The organism is Pseudarthrobacter sp. W1I19, from assembly GCF_030817835.1.
Lineage (GTDB): Bacteria > Actinomycetota > Actinomycetes > Actinomycetales > Micrococcaceae > Arthrobacter.
This window is the reverse complement of sequence record NZ_JAUSZR010000001.1, coordinates 1,144,797-1,161,533: the sequence shown is the minus strand read 5'-3', so window position 1 is coordinate 1,161,533 and position 16,737 is coordinate 1,144,797. Positions and strand designations below refer to the sequence as shown.

Annotated in this window: 18 protein-coding genes; 1 reads left to right on the top strand and 17 read right to left on the bottom strand. The window is 62.0% G+C overall.

Annotation, left to right across the window (positions count from 1 at the left end; translation table 11 throughout):
* Positions 1-477: 477 nt before the first annotated feature.
* The 11 genes from rpsQ to rpsJ are packed head-to-tail and all read right to left on the bottom strand — an operon-like array spanning position 478 to position 5,836.
* Positions 478-783 carry a 30S ribosomal protein S17 gene (gene rpsQ, locus QF038_RS05440; protein ID WP_091415064.1) on the bottom strand — a complete coding sequence of 102 codons (306 nt, stop codon included), beginning with the start codon at positions 781-783 and terminating at the stop codon, positions 478-480.
* Positions 780-1,109, bottom strand: a complete 330-nt coding sequence (gene rpmC, locus QF038_RS05435) for a 50S ribosomal protein L29 (RefSeq protein ID WP_018760452.1) — start codon at positions 1,107-1,109, stop codon at positions 780-782. The genes rpsQ and rpmC overlap by 4 nt, the downstream gene beginning before the upstream one ends.
* A 2-nt stretch (positions 1,110-1,111) precedes the next feature.
* Positions 1,112-1,528 (bottom strand): 50S ribosomal protein L16, encoded by a 417-nt coding sequence (gene rplP / locus QF038_RS05430; RefSeq protein WP_050054315.1) that lies wholly within the window; start codon positions 1,526-1,528, stop codon positions 1,112-1,114.
* The gene (rpsC, locus tag QF038_RS05425) at positions 1,529-2,362 is read right to left on the bottom strand and encodes a 30S ribosomal protein S3 (RefSeq protein WP_091415061.1); all 834 of its coding nucleotides are present in this window, start codon (positions 2,360-2,362) and stop codon (positions 1,529-1,531) included.
* The gene (gene rplV / locus QF038_RS05420; protein ID WP_009358304.1) at positions 2,363-2,728 is read right to left on the bottom strand and encodes a 50S ribosomal protein L22; all 366 of its coding nucleotides are present in this window, start codon (positions 2,726-2,728) and stop codon (positions 2,363-2,365) included.
* A 38-nt stretch (positions 2,729-2,766) separates the two neighbouring features.
* Positions 2,767-3,048, bottom strand: a complete 282-nt coding sequence (rpsS, locus tag QF038_RS05415; protein ID WP_003803803.1) for a 30S ribosomal protein S19 — start codon at positions 3,046-3,048, stop codon at positions 2,767-2,769.
* Positions 3,049-3,060: 12 nt separating this feature from the next.
* Positions 3,061-3,900, bottom strand: coding sequence for a 50S ribosomal protein L2 (gene rplB, locus QF038_RS05410; protein WP_009358305.1), 840 nt, complete (start codon positions 3,898-3,900; stop codon positions 3,061-3,063).
* A gap of 29 nt (positions 3,901-3,929) precedes the next feature.
* The gene (gene rplW / locus QF038_RS05405) at positions 3,930-4,235 is read right to left on the bottom strand and encodes a 50S ribosomal protein L23 (protein WP_102975110.1); all 306 of its coding nucleotides are present in this window, start codon (positions 4,233-4,235) and stop codon (positions 3,930-3,932) included.
* Entirely contained in the window at positions 4,232-4,855 is a 624-nt protein-coding gene (rplD, locus tag QF038_RS05400; protein ID WP_307609238.1) for a 50S ribosomal protein L4, read from the bottom strand. The genes rplW and rplD overlap by 4 nt, the downstream gene beginning before the upstream one ends.
* 4 nt (positions 4,856-4,859) lie before the next feature.
* Positions 4,860-5,510: a 50S ribosomal protein L3 gene (gene rplC / locus QF038_RS05395; RefSeq protein ID WP_013601833.1), complete on the bottom strand. Its 651-nt coding sequence runs from the start codon at positions 5,508-5,510 to the stop codon at positions 4,860-4,862.
* A 17-nt stretch (positions 5,511-5,527) separates the two neighbouring features.
* Entirely contained in the window at positions 5,528-5,836 is a 309-nt protein-coding gene (rpsJ, locus tag QF038_RS05390; RefSeq protein WP_043119398.1) for a 30S ribosomal protein S10, read from the bottom strand.
* A 385-nt stretch (positions 5,837-6,221) separates the two neighbouring features.
* Here rpsJ and QF038_RS05385 point away from each other — a divergent pair, with 385 nt between their 5' ends.
* Positions 6,222-7,658 carry a GH1 family beta-glucosidase gene (locus tag QF038_RS05385; RefSeq protein ID WP_307609237.1) on the top strand — a complete coding sequence of 479 codons (1,437 nt, stop codon included), beginning with the start codon at positions 6,222-6,224 and terminating at the stop codon, positions 7,656-7,658.
* A gap of 13 nt (positions 7,659-7,671) precedes the next feature.
* On the opposite strand, the gene QF038_RS05380 is transcribed toward QF038_RS05385, so the two are convergent.
* From QF038_RS05380 to QF038_RS05355, 6 genes are all read right to left on the bottom strand, one after another.
* Positions 7,672-7,797, bottom strand: a complete 126-nt coding sequence (locus tag QF038_RS05380; protein ID WP_255470686.1) for a hypothetical protein — start codon at positions 7,795-7,797, stop codon at positions 7,672-7,674.
* Between the two features lie 98 nt (positions 7,798-7,895).
* Positions 7,896-9,086 carry an elongation factor Tu gene (gene tuf, locus QF038_RS05375; protein WP_163161890.1) on the bottom strand — a complete coding sequence of 397 codons (1,191 nt, stop codon included), beginning with the start codon at positions 9,084-9,086 and terminating at the stop codon, positions 7,896-7,898.
* Between the two features lie 261 nt (positions 9,087-9,347).
* Positions 9,348-11,462, bottom strand: a complete 2,115-nt coding sequence (gene fusA, locus QF038_RS05370; RefSeq protein WP_307609236.1) for an elongation factor G — start codon at positions 11,460-11,462, stop codon at positions 9,348-9,350.
* Between the two features lie 69 nt (positions 11,463-11,531).
* The gene (rpsG, locus tag QF038_RS05365) at positions 11,532-12,002 is read right to left on the bottom strand and encodes a 30S ribosomal protein S7 (RefSeq protein ID WP_026531948.1); all 471 of its coding nucleotides are present in this window, start codon (positions 12,000-12,002) and stop codon (positions 11,532-11,534) included.
* Position 12,003: 1 nt separating this feature from the next.
* Positions 12,004-12,378 (bottom strand): 30S ribosomal protein S12, encoded by a 375-nt coding sequence (rpsL, locus tag QF038_RS05360; RefSeq protein ID WP_011692814.1) that lies wholly within the window; start codon positions 12,376-12,378, stop codon positions 12,004-12,006.
* Positions 12,379-12,833: 455 nt separating this feature from the next.
* Complete coding sequence (locus QF038_RS05355) at positions 12,834-16,733, bottom strand: DNA-directed RNA polymerase subunit beta' (RefSeq protein ID WP_091415054.1); 3,900 nt, start codon at positions 16,731-16,733, stop codon at positions 12,834-12,836.
* Between the last annotated feature and the right edge of the window lie 4 nt (positions 16,734-16,737).

Sequence of the window (16,737 nt, the reverse complement as noted above, 5' to 3'; positions counted from 1 at the left end):
TACTCCTTGCGTCGCGCCGGTTCTCAGACCGAAAATCTTCCTACGGAATGAGCCTTGCGGAACGGTTGATCGGGGTGTCTCTTGACCTGCCTGGATTTTGCCAGACCAGGCCTAAACTCCCGTGCCAACAGCAGTTGCTCCCATCCGGTCCGGAACGATCCCGGGCGCAAGGGGGCACTATGCCTTGGCACGCTTGTTTACGAGGTTTGATGACGGCGCGCGAAAGGCGCCATACAAACTCAAAATCTTAGCACGTTTTCCGCCCATCCCCGTATCACCGCGTGAGCTCCCCGGCAAGACGGGCGACGGCGTCACGTACGGCAGCCTTTTGGCCCGCCTCAGGTGCCACTCCCCCGGAAAGCCGCGGCGCCGTCCTCGTCCGCCCACCAAAAGCGAGCCCGGCGTGACGGGAGGCGCCGGTTAAACGAGGAAGCCCCCGCTCCAAAGGAGCAGGGGCTTCCGGCTAAGCAGCAGTTGCTACTTGGCCTTCTCGAGGATTTCCACGAGCCGCCAGTTCTTGGTGGCGGACAGCGGACGGGTCTCGGCGATGACAACGAGGTCGCCGATGCCGGCGGTGTTCTCTTCGTCGTGTGCCTTGACCTTGGAGGTACGGCGGATGACCTTGCCGTACAGCGCGTGCTTCACGCGGTCTTCAACCTGGACAACGATGGTCTTTTCCATCTTGTCCGAGACCACGTAGCCGCGACGCGTCTTGCGGTAACCGCGCTGCTCAGCCGTGGCTGCGGTAGCAGTTTCCGTCACGTTCTGGTCCTTTTCACTCACTTGGCATCCTCCTCGGTCTCAACCGTTTCAGCCTTCTCGGCCTTCTTGGTTGCAGCCTTCTTGGACTTCTTCTCTTCTTTGGCTTCCACAACAGGTGCGGCAACCTCAGCACGAATGCCCAGCTCGCGCTCACGGAGAACGGTGTAGATGCGCGCGATGTCCTTCTTTACCGCGCGCAGCCTGCCGTGGTTCTCCAGCTGTCCGGTGGCGGACTGGAAACGCAGGTTGAACAGCTCTTCCTTGGCCTTGCGGAGTTCTTCAACGAGACGCTCGTTGTCGAAACCGTCCAGCTGTGCGGGAGCCAGATCCTTGGATCCTACTGCCATTTCTATTCACCACCTTCGCGACGCAGAATGCGTGCCTTCAACGGGAGCTTGTGGATTGCCAGGCGCAGGGCCTCGCGTGCTACCGATTCTTCGACGCCGGAGATCTCAAAGAGAACCCGGCCCGGCTTGACGTTTGCGACCCACCATTCCGGTGAACCCTTACCGGAACCCATGCGGGTCTCGGCAGGCTTCTTGGTGAGGGGACGGTCCGGGTAGATGTTGATCCAGACCTTACCGCCACGCTTGATGTGGCGGGTCATCGCGATACGGGCGGATTCGATCTGACGGTTCGTGACGTATGCCGGGCTCAGGGCCTGGATGCCGTACTCACCGAAAGTGACCTTGGTGCCGCCCGTAGCAGCGCCGGAACGACCCGGGTGGTGCTGCTTACGGTGCTTGACTCGACGTGGGATAAGCATTTAAGCCTGTCCTCCTTCTGCTGCGGGAGCAGCAGCTTCAGCTGCCGGAGCCTCTGCAGCGGGAGCTGCTTCGGCGGCCGGACGGTCGTTGCGACGGCGGCGGTCACCACGGTCAGCGCCACCCGGGCGGCCCGGACGGTCGCTCGGACCGCGGCCACGGGACGGGGCGGAAGCGGCCTGCTGGGCCAGTTCCTTGGCGGTGACGTCACCCTTGTAGATCCAGACCTTCACGCCAATACGGCCGAAGGTGGTCTTGGCTTCGTAGAAGCCGTAGTCGATGTTCGCGCGGAGGGTGTGCAGGGGCACACGGCCTTCGCGGTAGAACTCCGAGCGGGACATTTCAGCGCCACCCAGTCGACCGGAGCAGGCGATACGGATGCCCTTGGCACCTGCACGCTGTGCGGACTGCATGGCCTTCTTCATGGCGCGGCGGAAAGCCACACGTGAAGTCAGCTGCTCAGCAACGCCCTGGGCCACAAGCTGTGCTTCCATCTCGGGGTTCTTGACCTCGAGGATGTTCAGCTGAACCTGCTTGCCGGTGAGCTTTTCGAGCTCGCCGCGGATGCGGTCTGCTTCTGCTCCACGGCGGCCGATGACGATGCCCGGGCGGGCCGTGTGGATGTCCACGCGGACACGGTCACGGGTGCGCTCGATCTCAACCTTAGCGATACCGGCGCGCTCCATGCCCGTGGACATGAGCTGGCGGATGCGGATGTCTTCGCGAACGAAGTCCTTGTACCGCTGGCCGGCCTTGGTGCTGTCAGCGAACCAGTGCGATACGTGATCGGTGGTGATGCCGAGTCGGAACCCGTGCGGGTTTACTTTCTGTCCCACTTAGCGAGCCTCCTCTTTCTCCGGGGTAGCGACTACCACGGTGATGTGGCTGGTGCGCTTCTTGATCTGAAATGCACGACCCTGGGCACGCGGCTGGAACCGCTTCATGGTCGGGCCTTCATCAACAAACGCTTCGCTGATGATGAGGTCGCCTTCGTCAAACGCCACGCCGTCGCGGTCCGCGAGGACCCGGGCGTTGGAGATTGCCGACTGAACTACCTTGAATACCGGCTCCGAAGCTGCCTGCGGGGCAAACTTCAGAATTGCCAGAGCCTCATTCGCTTGCAATCCACGAACAAGGTTGACGACGCGCCGGGCCTTCATAGGCGTTACGCGGATGTGACGCGCAATTGCCTTGGCTTCCATTGCTTTCCTTCTCTCGTCTTTGACGTAAGTGCAGGCGCCTAGCGGCGCTTGCCCTTACGGTCGTCCTTGACATGGCCGCGGAATGTCCGCGTGGGAGCGAATTCGCCGAGCTTGTGCCCGACCATCGACTCAGTGACAAACACCGGGATGTGCTTGCGTCCGTCGTGTACGGCGATCGTGTGCCCGAGCATGTCGGGGATGATCATCGAACGGCGGGACCAGGTCTTGATGACGTTCTTGGTGCCCTTTTCGTTTTCCCTGGCTACCTTCACAAAGAGGTGCTGGTCAACGAAAGGACCTTTTTTCAGGCTGCGTGGCATGTGTCCAGGCTCCTATCGCTTGTTCTTGCCAGTACGACGGCGACGAACAATAAGCTTGTCGCTCTCTTTGTTGGGGCGGCGCGTGCGGCCTTCGCGCTGACCGTTGGGGTTGACGGGGTTACGTCCACCGGACGTCTTACCCTCACCACCACCGTGCGGGTGGTCAACCGGGTTCATGGCGACACCACGGACGGTCGGGCGGACGCCCTTCCAGCGCATACGGCCGGCCTTGCCCCAGTTGATGTTCGACTGCTCGGCGTTGCCCACCTCGCCGACGGTTGCGCGGCAGCGCACGTCAACGTTGCGGATTTCACCGGAGGGCAGACGCAGCTGGGCGAAGCGGCCTTCCTTGGCAACGAGCTGGATGGACGCACCAGCGGAACGGCCCATCTTGGCGCCGCCACCCGGACGCAGTTCCACCGCGTGGATAACGGTACCCACGGGGATGTTGCGCAGGGGCAGGTTGTTGCCAGGCTTGATGTCAGCGTTGGCGCCGGCCTCTACGAAGTCACCCTGGGACAGCTTGTTCGGGGCGATGATGTAACGCTTGGTGCCATCAACGTAGTGCAGGAGGGCGATGCGAGCCGTGCGGTTCGGATCGTACTCGATTTCAGCAACGCGGGCGTCAACGCCGTCCTTGTCGTGGCGACGGAAGTCGATCAGACGGTACTGGCGCTTGTGTCCGCCACCCTTGTGACGGGTGGTGATCTTACCGGTGTTGTTACGGCCGCCCTTTTTGGGCAGCGGACGTACCAACGACTTTTCCGGCGTCGACCGCGTGATTTCAATGAAGTCCGCTACGCTCGAGCCACGACGGCCCGGGGTAGTCGGCTTGTATTTACGGATTCCCATAATTTATTTCCTCGTTAAAGTGGTCTCCGCTACGAGAGCGGACCGCCGAAGATGTCGATAGTGCCTTCTTTGAGGGTGACAATCGCACGCTTGGTGTTCTTGCGGGTACCCCATCCGAATTTGGTGCGCTTGCGCTTACCGGCACGGTTGATGGTGTTGATCGAATCGACCTTGACGGAGAAAATCTTCTCCACGGCCAGCTTGATCTCGGTCTTGTTCGAACGGGGGTCCACCAGGAAGGTGTACTTGCCCTCGTCGATCAGGCCGTAGCTCTTTTCCGACACGACGGGTGCAAGCACGACGTCGCGGGGATCCTTGATGGTGGCTGCACTCACTTGGCATCCTCCTCGTTCTTTGCCACTGCCTTGCCGGCAACGAATGCTTCGTAGGCAGCCTTGGTGAAGACAACGTCATCAGACACGAGAACGTCGTAGGTGTTCAGCTGGTCTGCGTACAGAACGTGAACACCGGCGAGGTTGCGCACGGACAGTGCAGCAACGTCGTTGGCGCGCTCGATGACGACCAGCAGGTTCTTGCGGTCGGACACGCCGCGCAGCGCTGCCAGTGCAGTCTTGGCGGACGGCTTGTCGCCTTCAACCAGTTCGGCGACAACGTGGATGCGGCCGTTGCGTGCCCGGTCAGACAATGCGCCGCGCAGTGCAGCAGCAATCATCTTCTTGGGGGTGCGCTGGCTGTAGTCACGCGGGGTGGGACCGTGGACAATGCCACCGCCGGTCATGTGCGGAGCACGGATGGAACCCTGACGGGCGCGGCCGGTGCCCTTCTGCTTGAACGGCTTGCGTCCTGCACCGGAAACTTCAGCGCGGGTCTTGGTCTTGTGGGTACCCTGGCGAGCAGCAGCAAGCTGAGCAACGACAACCTGGTGCAGCAGCGGCACGTTGGTCTGAACGTCGAAGATTTCTGCAGGCAGGTCAACCTGGACAGTGTTAGCCATTGAACTAGGCTCCCTTCACGGCGGTGCGTACGAGGACGACCTGGCCGCGGGCGCCGGGAACGGCGCCCTTGATAAGGAGCAGCGACTTCTCGACGTCAACCGCGTGGACCGTGAGGTTCAGCGTGGTGTGACGAACGGCGCCCATGCGGCCGGCCATTTTCATGCCCTTGAAGACGCGGCTCGGGGTGGATGCGCCACCGATTGAACCGGGCTTACGGTGGTTCTTGTGGGCACCGTGGGAAGCTCCAACGCCGTGGAAGCCGTGACGCTTCATAACACCGGCGAAGCCCTTACCCTTGGTGGTGCCGATGACGTCGATCTTCTGGCCGGCTTCGAAGACCTCTACGGAGAGCTCCTGGCCCAGCTCGTACTCAGCAGCATCTGCGGTACGGAGTTCGACGACGTGGCGGCGAGGCGTGACGCCTGCCTTTTCAAAGTGACCAGCCAGCGGCTTGGTGACCTTGCGGGGATCGATCTGGCCGTAGCCGATCTGAACGGCTACGTAGCCATCAGCTTCTGCGTTACGCAGCTGGGTGATGACGTTCGAATCTGCCTGGACCACAGTGACGGGGATGAGCTTGTTGTTCTCGTCCCAGACCTGGGTCATGCCGAGCTTCGTGCCCAGCAGGCCCTTTACGTTACGGGTTGCGGTCATAGTCTCTCAGCACCTCCCTACAGCTTGATTTCGATGTTCACGTCAGCCGGCAGGTCGAGACGCATGAGCGAGTCAACAGCCTTCGGCGTGGGATCGATGATGTCGATAAGACGCTTGTGCGTGCGCATTTCGAAGTGCTCGCGGCTGTCCTTGTACTTGTGCGGAGAGCGGATAACGCAGTACACGTTCTTCTCCGTCGGCAGCGGCACAGGGCCCACTACCGTTGCGCCTGCGCGCGTGACCGTCTCAACGATCTTCCGTGCTGAAGTGTCAATGACCTCGTGGTCGTATGACTTCAGCCGGATGCGGATTTTTTGTCCCGCCATGTCGCCTGACTCTCTTTCAGTAAATGCTGCTCTGTTTACTTACGTGTTGTATGGCTGCCGAAGCATTTGAAGTCGTAACTACCACCCGCCGCACAAACTGAATCCGGATGAATCCGGGTTCCTCACCTTGCCGGCGCAACCGACCCCCGCGGTCGGGCGTGTCGCGCTTGGCACGCATACAAATCCGCAATTCCATGGGGGTGGGTTATGTTTGGTCTTCCACTTGGACCCTGGCACCCGGCATTATCCGGATCGGGACACGAAGAAGCGCTTGAACAACTCATCTAGTATGCCGGAATTTAGCCCCAGATGCGAATTGGGCCTACGCCGGGGGCCGCTGGGGGGGGTCATTGCCAACGGCTACCCCGGAACGGATGATAGGGGCATGACGCTGGAAAGCACCGAATCCGTGACCGAACTGGCCAGCCGCATGCCGCCGTCGTTCACTTTAGGCGTCGCAGCCGCCGCCTTCCAGATCGAAGGAGCCCTTACCGCGGGAGGCCGGGGACCGTCCGGCTGGGACGCCTTTGCCGAGAAGCCCGGCGCCATCATGGACGGGCACTCTCCCGCCATGGCCTGCGACCACTACAACCGCCTGCCGGAGGACATTGCCCTGCTGCAGGAGTTAGGCGTGGACTCCTACCGTTTCTCCTTGTCCTGGCCGAGGATCCAGCCGGACGGCCGCGGAAGCTTCAACGCAGAAGGACTGGATTTCTACGACCGGCTGATAGACCAGCTTCTGGAAGCCGGGATCTCCCCCATGGCCACGCTCTACCACTGGGACACTCCCCTGCCCCTGGAACACAGCGGCGGCTGGATGAACCGGGAAACGGCGCTACGCTTTGGTGACTACGCCGCTGCCGCCGGGGAGCGCTACGGGGACCGTGTGGCGCAGTGGGTCACGCTCAACGAACCAGTTTCAGTGACGTTGAACGGCTACGCCCTGGGTGTCCATGCCCCCGGCCATGCCCTGATGTTTGACGCCCTTCCGTCCATCCACCACCAGCTCCTTGCCCATGGGCTGGGCGCACAGGCCCTCCGCGCCGCCGGCGTCAAGGGGGATGTGGGAGTCACCAATCTGCACTCTCCTGTCCGTCCGGCCAGCAGGAAGCCCGGCGACAGGCTGGTGGCCAGGATGTACGACCTGCTGATGAACAGGATCTACGCCGACCCCGTGCTCCTGGGCCAATACCCCAGCCTGCCGTTGTATGCCAGGCCGTGGCTGCGTTCCATCGGGCGGATCTCCGATGCCGACCTGCGGACCATCCACCAGCCACTGGATTTCTACGGCCTCAATTACTACTTCCCGGTAAAAGTCGCACTGGGACGTGGGGTAACGCCTATTCCGGCCAACACGCACAAGGCCGTAGCGCGGCTGCCCTTCCACGAAGTGGGATATCCCGAGTACAACAGCACAGGGTTCGGCTGGCCGGTGGCGCCCGACCACCTGGGCGTCCTCCTGAAGGAACTCCACGACCGCTACGGGGACGCGCTGCCGCCGGTATACATCACAGAAGGCGGAGCGAGCTTCCCAGAACCTGACCAGGTGTCCGGCCCGCTCCAGGATGAGGATCGGGTGCAGTACCTTGCCTCGCACCTGCGGGCCGCGCTGGACGCGACGTCTCCCGGGGGCCCTGCGTCAGGTGTGGACCTGCGGGGCTACTACGTGTGGACCCTGATGGACAATTTTGAATGGGCCGCCGGGTACTCGCAGCGGTTCGGCCTGGTGCACGTGGACTTCGAGACCCTCGAGCGGACGCCCAAGCAGTCGTTCTACTGGTACCAGGAGCTGGGCAAGGCCCGGCGGGCGCTGCACGGCTGACCGCGCCGCCCTTCTACTGGTTCTTGTTCGCCCGGTTGATCCGCTTGGCGCGGTCAATCTCGTGGCGGAAGTGCTTTTTGGCCCAGAATACGCCGGCCACCACCGCAACCGCGATGATCAGGAAGATAAGCCATCCCATGGTGAACTCCTTTCGGTCCAGCAACCATATCAGGGGCGGTCAACGCAAAAACGGCCCCGCTGCAGATGCAGCGGAGCCGTTCTTTAGTTCAACAAGAATTACTTGTTGATCTTGGTAACGCGTCCTGAACCAACGGTGCGGCCGCCTTCGCGGATAGCGAAGCCGAGGCCTTCTTCCATAGCGATGGGCTGGATGAGCGCAACGGTCATCTCAGTGTTGTCGCCAGGCATAACCATTTCCGTGCCCTCGGGCAGGGTGATAACGCCGGTTACGTCCGTGGTGCGGAAGTAGAACTGCGGGCGGTAGTTGGAGTAGAACGGGTTGTGACGTCCGCCTTCGTCCTTGGAGAGGATGTAGACGTTAGCCTCGAAGTCGGTGTGCGGGGTGATGGAACCCGGCTTGACGACAACCTGGCCACGCTCTACGTCATCGCGCTTCAGACCGCGGAGCAGGAGGCCACAGTTCTCGCCGGCCCATGCTTCGTCGAGCTGCTTGTGGAACATCTCGATACCGGTAACCGTGGTCTTCTGGACCGGGCGGATGCCGACGATCTCGACCTCGGAGTTGATGGCGAGGGTTCCACGCTCGGCGCGGCCCGTAACAACGGTTCCACGGCCGGTGATGGTGAAGACGTCCTCGATCGGCATCAGGAACGGCTTGTCACGGTCACGTACGGGGTCCGGAACAGACTCGTCAACAGCAGCCATCAGGTCCTCAACGGACTTGACCCACTCGGGGTCGCCTTCCAGGGCCTTCAGGCCGGAAACGCGGACAACCGGTGCTTCGTCGCCATCGAAGCCCTGCGAGCTCAGGAGCTCACGAACTTCCATTTCAACGAGGTCCAGCAGTTCCTCATCGTCAACCATGTCGGACTTGTTCAGGGCGACCAGCAGGTAGGGAACACCAACCTGGCGGGCGAGCAGGACGTGCTCGCGGGTCTGTGCCATCGGGCCGTCAGTGGCGGCAACCACGAGGATTGCACCGTCCATCTGGGCAGCACCGGTGATCATGTTCTTGATGTAGTCAGCGTGACCCGGAGCGTCTACGTGTGCGTAGTGGCGCTTCTCGGTCTGGTACTCAACGTGGGAGATGTTGATGGTAATGCCGCGCTGACGCTCTTCAGGTGCAGAGTCAATCGACGCGAAGTCACGCTTCTCGTTGAGAGTCGGGTACTTGTCGTACAGCACCTTGGAAATGGCGGCCGTCAACGTCGTCTTACCGTGGTCAACGTGACCAATGGTGCCGATGTTAACGTGCGGCTTAGTCCGCTCGAACTTTGCCTTTGCCACAGGTTCCTCCTAGAACGTTTTCAAATGACATACCCTTCAACCGCGCTTGTCGCGGCAGAAACTCAGGTAAGTCTACTTGGGGGGCTTTGGATTGGTGAAATTGCAGATTCAGGAACTAATACTAGTCCCCAAAGCCTGTTCGTGCAGATGGCCGGGAACCGGCTTGACCGGACGAATCCGACCGTGCCCGGCCACCTGCACCGGCTGTGCTTTCCGAAACCGGCAAGCGCACCCGAGTTTGTTCGCTGCGAAGTCCGAAGACTATTCGCCGCGGGTCTTCTGGATGATCTCGTCGGCAACAGCCTTCGGGACCTCGGCGTAGCTGTTGAACGTCATGGAGTACACAGCGCGGCCCTGGGTCTTGGAGCGCAGGTCGCCGATGTATCCGAACATGCCGGACAGCGGGACGTGCGCACGGATGACCTTGACACCCTGTGCATCTTCCATGGACTGCATCTGGCCACGGCGGGAGTTGAGGTCACCGATAACTTCACCCATGTATTCCTCAGGGGTGCGGACCTCGACATCCATCAGCGGTTCGAGCAGAACCGGGTTCGCCTTGCGTGCGGCTTCCTTGAAAGCCATACGGCCGGCGATCTTGAACGCCATTTCCGAAGAGTCGACATCGTGGTAGGCGCCGTCAATCAGCGTTGCCTTGATGCCCACAACCGGGTAACCGGCCAGGACGCCGTCGTTCAACGCATCCTGGATACCGGCGTCAACGGACGGGATGTACTCGCGGGGAACGCGGCCACCGGTGACCTTGTTCTCGAACTCGTACAGCTCGCCCTCGGAGGTGTCCATCGGCTCGATCGCAATCTGGATCTTTGCGAACTGACCTGAACCACCGGTCTGCTTCTTGTGCGTGTAATCGTGGCGTTCGACGGCGCGCTTGATGGTTTCGCGGTAAGCAACCTGGGGCTTGCCCACGTTGGCTTCGACCTTGAATTCGCGGCGCATGCGGTCCACCAGGATGTCCAGGTGGAGCTCGCCCATGCCGGCGATGATGGTCTGGCCAGTGTCTTCGTTGAGGGACACCTGGAAGGTGGGGTCCTCAGCGGAGAGCTTCTGGATGGCCGTGGAGAGCTTCTCCTGGTCACCCTTGGTGTTCGGCTCGATGGCAACCGAGATCACGGGCTCCGGGAAGCTCATGGACTCGAGCACGATCTGGTTGTTGGAATCACACAGGGTGTCACCCGTAGTGGTGTCCTTCAGGCCGATGGCTGCGTAGATGTGGCCGGCGGTAGCGCCCTCGACGGGCATTTCCTTGTTGGCGTGCATCTGGAACAGCTTGCCAATGCGCTCCTTCTTGCCCTTGGTGGAGTTGACCACCTGGGCGCCTGCTTCCACGTGACCGGAGTACACGCGGATGAAGGTGAGCTGGCCGAAGAACGGGTGCGCAGCAATCTTGAAGGCCAGTGCGGAGAACGGCTCTTCGGAAGAAGGCTTGCGGGTCAGTTCCTTCTCTTCGTCGCGAGGATCGTGGCCGACCATCGGGGGGACGTCGAGCGGGTTCGGCAGGTAGTCCACAACGGCGTCGAGCATGGGCTGCACGCCACGGTTCTTGAACGCGGAACCGCAGAAGATCGGGTAGAGCTCGGAGTTGATCGTCATCTTGCGGATGCCGGCCTTGAGCTCGTCGATCGAGATCTCTTCACCCTCGAGGTACTTCTCCATGAGTTCCTCGGAGGACTCTGCGACCGTCTCAACGAGGTTCGCGCGGTACTCTTCGGCCTTTTCCTGGAGGTCAGCCGGGATCTCGCGGATCTCGTACTTGGCACCCATGGTCACGTCACCCTTGGCATCGCCGGGCCACACCAGTGCGCGCATGTAGAGCAGGTCCACGACGCCGATGAAGTCGTTCTCGGCACCGATGGGCAGCTGCATAACCAGCGGCTTGGCGCCGAGGCGGCTGATGATGGTGTCTACGGTGAAGTAGAAGTCGGCACCGAGCTTGTCCATCTTGTTGACGAAGCAGATGCGCGGAACGTTGTACTTGTCAGCCTGGCGCCAAACGGTCTCAGACTGCGGCTCAACGCCTTCCTTGCCATCGAACACGGCAACGGCGCCATCGAGGACGCGCAGGGAGCGCTCAACCTCAACGGTGAAGTCAACGTGGCCGGGGGTGTCGATGATGTTGATCTGGTTGTTTTCCCAGAAGCAGGTCACGGCGGCAGACGTGATGGTGATGCCGCGTTCCTTTTCCTGTTCCATCCAGTCGGTGGTCGAAGCGCCGTCGTGCGTTTCGCCGATCTTGTGGTTCACACCCGTGTAGAACAGGATGCGCTCGGTGGTGGTGGTCTTGCCGGCATCAATATGGGCCATGATGCCGATGTTGCGGACCTTACTAAGGTCGGTAAGCACGTCCTGTGCCACGGGGTCTCCTTTTGGGATGGACTACACGTTCGCCGCCGGCTCGGTTGAGCCGGCGGCGCCCGGGGAGTATTACCAGCGGTAGTGTGCGAAGGCCTTGTTGGACTCGGCCATCTTGTGGGTGTCTTCGCGACGCTTCACAGCGGCACCGAGACCGTTGGAGGCATCCAGGATTTCGTTCTGGAGGCGCTCGGTCATCGTCTTTTCGCGGCGGGCCTTGGAGTAGCCGACCAGCCAGCGCAGGGCGAGTGCAGTGGAGCGGCCCGGCTTGACCTCAACCGGAACCTGGTAGGTGGCGCCGCCGACGCGGCGTGAGCGGACCTCGAGGGAAGGCTTGACGTTGTCCATGGCCTTCTTAAGGGCTGCTACGGGGTCGCCGCCGGACTTGGCGCGTGCGCCTTCGAGGGCACCGTAGACGATACGCTCTGCCGTGGACTTCTTGCCGTCAACGAGCACCTTGTTGATGAGCTGGGTAACCAGCGGGGAGCCGTAAACGGGATCTAGTACGAGCGGCCGCTTGGGGGCCGGACCCTTGCGAGGCATATTACTTCTTCTCCATCTTTGCGCCGTAGCGGCTGCGGGCCTGCTTACGGTTCTTGACACCCTGGGTATCGAGGGCGCCACGGACGATCTTGTAGCGGACACCCGGGAGGTCCTTCACACGACCACCGCGGACGAGCACAATGGAGTGCTCCTGCAGGTTGTGTCCCACACCGGGGATGTAGGCGGTTACTTCGACGCCGCCGTTGAGGCGCACACGTGCCACCTTACGCAGAGCCGAGTTCGGCTTCTTCGGGGTGGTGGTGTAGACGCGGGTGCAAACACCGCGGCGCATGGGGCTGCCATTCAGCGCAGGAGCCTTGGTCTTTTTGACCTTCGGCGTGCGGCCCTTTCGGACCAGCTGGTTAATCGTAGGCACTCTCGTGTTCTCCGTTTTATCCGGAGCGGCCGCTTCCGGCCACTCTCTTGTTGCGTTGCCCCGCCGCCCGGGCCTCGAAGAAGATCTCCAGGGCGGCGAAGGCGAAGCCTTAATAGTCGGATCGCATTCTCAGGGCAGGACTTCCGTCCAACAGTCCCTAGGCATGCAAAAATGTGGCATACGTTGCACAAGAACCCTGCAAACCGGAAACGTCGCTCTGGTTCAGCCTTTCAGCTGGAACCGGCGCACTCATCCACTGCCACAATAACAATTGGTAACAAGTCTAGCATGGACGGTCTCCATGCCTTAATCGGGGGCTTCTCCCCCAACTGACTGGCAGTTGACGTCGTGAAACGGGCGAATGAGGACGTTAGCTGCGAGTCACTTGGGCAAAGGGGAAAGCCCCGACCCCACAAATGTGGGGCCGGGGCCTTCAGCCAATCGGCGGAATTTCCTTAGCGGAAATCGTTGCCCAGGTCGTAGTCATCCAGCGGGATGGCGTGGAACTCAGGAGCTCCGTCGCCGCCCAGCGTGTCGTACGAGAAGTCACTGAACGCGCTGGGGCCTGTGAACAGGTTGGCCTTTGCTTCTTCAGTGGGCTCCACGGTGACCTCGGTGTAGCGCGGGAGGCCCGTGCCGGCCGGGATCAGCTTACCGATGATGACGTTCTCCTTGAGGCCGAGCAGGGGGTCGCTCTTGCCTTCCATGGCCGCCTGCGTCAGGACGCGGGTGGTCTCCTGGAAGGAAGCAGCGGACAGCCAGGACTCGGTGGCCAGGGACGCCTTGGTGATACCCATGAGCTCGGGACGTCCGGAAGCCGGAGTCTTGCCCTCGGACACAACGCGGCGGTTGGCCTCCTCGAAACGGCTGCGCTCGGCGAGCTCGCCGGGGAGCAGGTCCGATTCGCCGGACTCGATGACCGTGACGCGGCGCAGCATCTGGCGGACGATAACCTCGACGTGCTTGTCGTGGATACCGATGCCTTGGCTGCGGTACACGCCCTGGACTTCGTCCACCAGGAACTTCTGTGCCGCACGCGGACCCATGATGCGCAGGACCTGCTTGGGATCGACCGGTCCGTTGATCAGCTTCTGGCCGACGGTGACGTGGTCGCCATCCTCGATCAGCAGGCGTGAACGGCGCAGGACCGGGTAGGCGATCTCTTCGGTTCCGTCATCGGGAGTGATGACCAGGCGCATCTGCCGCTCGGACTCTTCGATGGTGATGCGGCCGGCTGCTTCTGCAATCGGTGCAACACCCTTCGGAGTACGGGCTTCGAAGAGCTCCTGGATACGGGGCAGACCCTGGGTGATGTCGTCGCCACCGCTGGCGGAAACAGCACCACCGGTGTGGAACGTACGCATGGTCAGCTGGGTACCGGGCTCACCGATGGACTGTGCGGCGATGATGCCCACGGCCTCGCCGATGTCCACGGTCTTGCCGGTGGCCAGCGAACGGCCGTAGCACAGGGCACAGGTACCAACGCTGGACTCACAAGTGAGTACGGACCGGACCTTGACCTCGGTGATGCCGGCCTTGAACAGCTCGTCAATCACCACGTCACCGCAGTCGGTGCCGGCGGCTGCGAGGACCTTGCCCTCGGAGTCCACGACGTCGACGGCGAGCGTACGTGCGTAGGCACTGTTCTCGACGTTCTCGTCCAGGACCAGCTCACCATTGGAATCGGCGACGGCGATGGGCGTGACCAGGCCACGCTCGGTGCCGCAGTCCTCTTCGCGGACGATGACGTCCTGGGAGACGTCCACCAGACGACGGGTCAGGTAACCCGAGTTGGCGGTACGCAGCGCGGTGTCAGCCAGACCCTTACGTGCACCGTGGGTGGCGATGAAGTATTCCAGCACCGACAGGCCCTCCCGGTAGGAGGACTTGATGGGACGCGGGATGATTTCACCCTTCGGGTTGGCCACCAGGCCACGGATACCCGCGATCTGGCGGACCTGCATCCAGTTACCACGTGCACCCGAGGACACCATGCGGTTGATGGTGTTCATCGGCGACAGGCTGTCACGCATCGCCTGGGCGATCTCGTTCGTAGCCTTGTTCCAGATCTCGATCAGTTCCTGGCGGCGCTCGTCGTCGTCGATCAGGCCCTTGTCGTACTGGCCCTGGATCTTGGCGGCGCGCTCCTCGTAACCGGCGAGGATCTGCGGCTTTGCGGCCGGAACCTCGATGTCCGAGATGGCGACAGTGACGCCTGACCGGGTGGCCCAGTAGAAACCGGCATCCTTCAGGTTGTCCAGCGTTGCCGCGGTGACAACCTTCGGGTAGCGCTCGGCGAGGTCGTTGACGATGCGGGACAGTTCGCCCTTGTCGGCAACAGCCTCAACCCAAGGGTAGTCCTCGGGCAGGGTCTCGTTGAAGAGAACCTGGCCCAGGGAGGTCTGGACGAGTGCGGGCTGACCCTGCTCCCAGCCTTCCGGAGCTTCCCAGCCGGCGTACGGCACGAAACCTTCGAGGCGGATCTTGACCTGCGAGTTCAAGTGCAGCTCGCGGGCGTCGAACGCCATGATGGCTTCGGCAACCGAACCGAAGATGCGGCCTTCGCCGGCCGAACCGACACGCTTGGTGGTCAGGTGGTACAGGCCAATGATCATATCCTGCGAAGGCAGGGTGACCGGGCGTCCGTCAGAGGGCTTCAGGATGTTGTTCGAGGACAGCATCAGGATGCGGGCCTCGGCCTGGGCCTCCGGGCTCAGCGGCAGGTGGACTGCCATCTGGTCGCCGTCGAAGTCAGCGTTGAAGGCGCCACACACCAGGGGGTGAAGCTGGATGGCCTTGCCTTCAACAAGCTGCGGTTCGAACGCCTGGATGCCGAGGCGGTGCAGGGTAGGTGCACGGTTGAGCAGCACCGGGTGTTCGGTGATGATCTCTTCGAGCACGTCCCAGACCTGCGGACGGTAACGCTCCACCATGCGCTTGGCCGACTTGATGTTCTGGGCGTGGTTGAGGTCAACCAGGCGCTTCATCACGAACGGCTTGAAGAGCTCCAGCGCCATCTGCTTGGGCAGGCCGCACTGGTGCAGCTTCAGCTGCGGGCCGACGACGATGACCGAACGGCCGGAGTAGTCCACGCGCTTGCCGAGGAGGTTCTGGCGGAAACGGCCCTGCTTGCCCTTGAGCATGTCGCTCAGGGACTTCAGCGGACGGTTACCCGGTCCGGTGACCGGACGGCCGCGGCGGCCGTTGTCGAAGAGGCTGTCAACAGCTTCCTGAAGCATGCGCTTCTCGTTGTTGACGATGATCTCCGGAGCACCCAGGTCAAGCAGGCGCTTGAGGCGGTTGTTGCGGTTGATCACGCGGCGGTAGAGGTCGTTGAGGTCGGAGGTCGCGAAGCGGCCACCGTCCAGCTGGACCATGGGGCGCAGTTCCGGCGGGATCACCGGGACGGCGTCAAGGACCATGCCAAGCGGGCTGTTGTTGGTGGTCAGGAACGCGTTGACCACCTTAAGGCGCTTGAGGGCACGGGTCTTGCGCTGGCCCTTGCCGTTGGCAATGATGTCGCGCAGCAGGTCGGACTCGGCCTGCATGTCGAAGCTTTCAAGGCGCTTCTTGATGGCTTCGGCACCCATGGAGCCTTCGAAGTACATGCCGTAGCGGTCGCGCAGCTCGCGGTACAGGCCTTCGTCACCTTCGAGGTCGGCGACCTTCAGGTTCTTGAAACGGTCCCAGACCTGCTCGAGGCGCTCGATGTCGGCGTCGGCACGCTTGCGCACGTTCGCCATCTGGCGGTCGGCGGAGTCGCGGGCCTTCTTCTTGTCGGCAGCCTTCGCGCCTTCACCCTCGAGGCGGGCAATCTCGCCTTCGAGGTCGCGGGCGATCGCCGCGATATCGGAGTCGCGGTTGTCGATGAGCTGCTTCTTCTCGATGTCGTGCTCAACCTGAAGGTTGGGCAGTTCCTCGTGGCGGGCAGCCTCGTCAACGCTGGTGATCATGTAGGCGGCGAAGTAGATGACCTTTTCGAGGTCCTTCGGTGCCAGGTCAAGGAGGTAGCCCAGGCGGGACGGAACACCCTTGAAGTACCAGATGTGCGTGACGGGAGCGGCGAGCTCGATGTGGCCCATGCGCTCACGGCGGACCTTTGCGCGGGTGACCTCAACGCCACAACGCTCGCAGATGATGCCCTTGAAGCGCACGCGCTTGTACTTGCCGCAGTAGCATTCCCAGTCCCGGGACGGGCCGAAGATCTTCTCGCAGAAGAGGCCGTCCTTCTCGGGCTTGAGCGTGCGGTAGTTGATGGTTTCCGGCTTCTTAACCTCGCCGTAAGACCAGCCGCGGATGTCTTCCGCGGTGGCGAGGCCGATCTGCATGAGGCCGAAGGAGGATTCGCTGGACATATGG

Excerpts from the sequence above, each read along its gene's own strand:
- rpmC (WP_018760452.1), bottom strand. The coding sequence starts at position 1,109 with ATGGCAGTAGGATCCAAGGATCTGGCTCCCGCACAGCTGGACGGTTTC.
- rplP (WP_050054315.1), bottom strand. The coding sequence starts at position 1,528 with ATGCTTATCCCACGTCGAGTCAAGCACCGTAAGCAGCACCACCCGGGT.
- rplV (WP_009358304.1), bottom strand. The coding sequence starts at position 2,728 with ATGGAAGCCAAGGCAATTGCGCGTCACATCCGCGTAACGCCTATGAAG.
- rpsS (WP_003803803.1), bottom strand. The coding sequence starts at position 3,048 with ATGCCACGCAGCCTGAAAAAAGGTCCTTTCGTTGACCAGCACCTCTTT.
- rplB (WP_009358305.1), bottom strand. The coding sequence starts at position 3,900 with ATGGGAATCCGTAAATACAAGCCGACTACCCCGGGCCGTCGTGGCTCG.
- rplD (WP_307609238.1), bottom strand. The coding sequence starts at position 4,855 with ATGGCTAACACTGTCCAGGTTGACCTGCCTGCAGAAATCTTCGACGTT.
- rplC (WP_013601833.1), bottom strand. The coding sequence starts at position 5,510 with ATGACCGCAACCCGTAACGTAAAGGGCCTGCTGGGCACGAAGCTCGGC.
- rpsJ (WP_043119398.1), bottom strand. The coding sequence starts at position 5,836 with ATGGCGGGACAAAAAATCCGCATCCGGCTGAAGTCATACGACCACGAG.
- QF038_RS05385 (WP_307609237.1), top strand. The coding sequence starts at position 6,222 with ATGACGCTGGAAAGCACCGAATCCGTGACCGAACTGGCCAGCCGCATG.
- QF038_RS05380 (WP_255470686.1), bottom strand. The coding sequence starts at position 7,797 with ATGGGATGGCTTATCTTCCTGATCATCGCGGTTGCGGTGGTGGCCGGC.
- rpsG (WP_026531948.1), bottom strand. The coding sequence starts at position 12,002 with ATGCCTCGCAAGGGTCCGGCCCCCAAGCGGCCGCTCGTACTAGATCCC.
- QF038_RS05355 (WP_091415054.1), bottom strand. The coding sequence starts at position 16,733 with ATGTCCAGCGAATCCTCCTTCGGCCTCATGCAGATCGGCCTCGCCACC.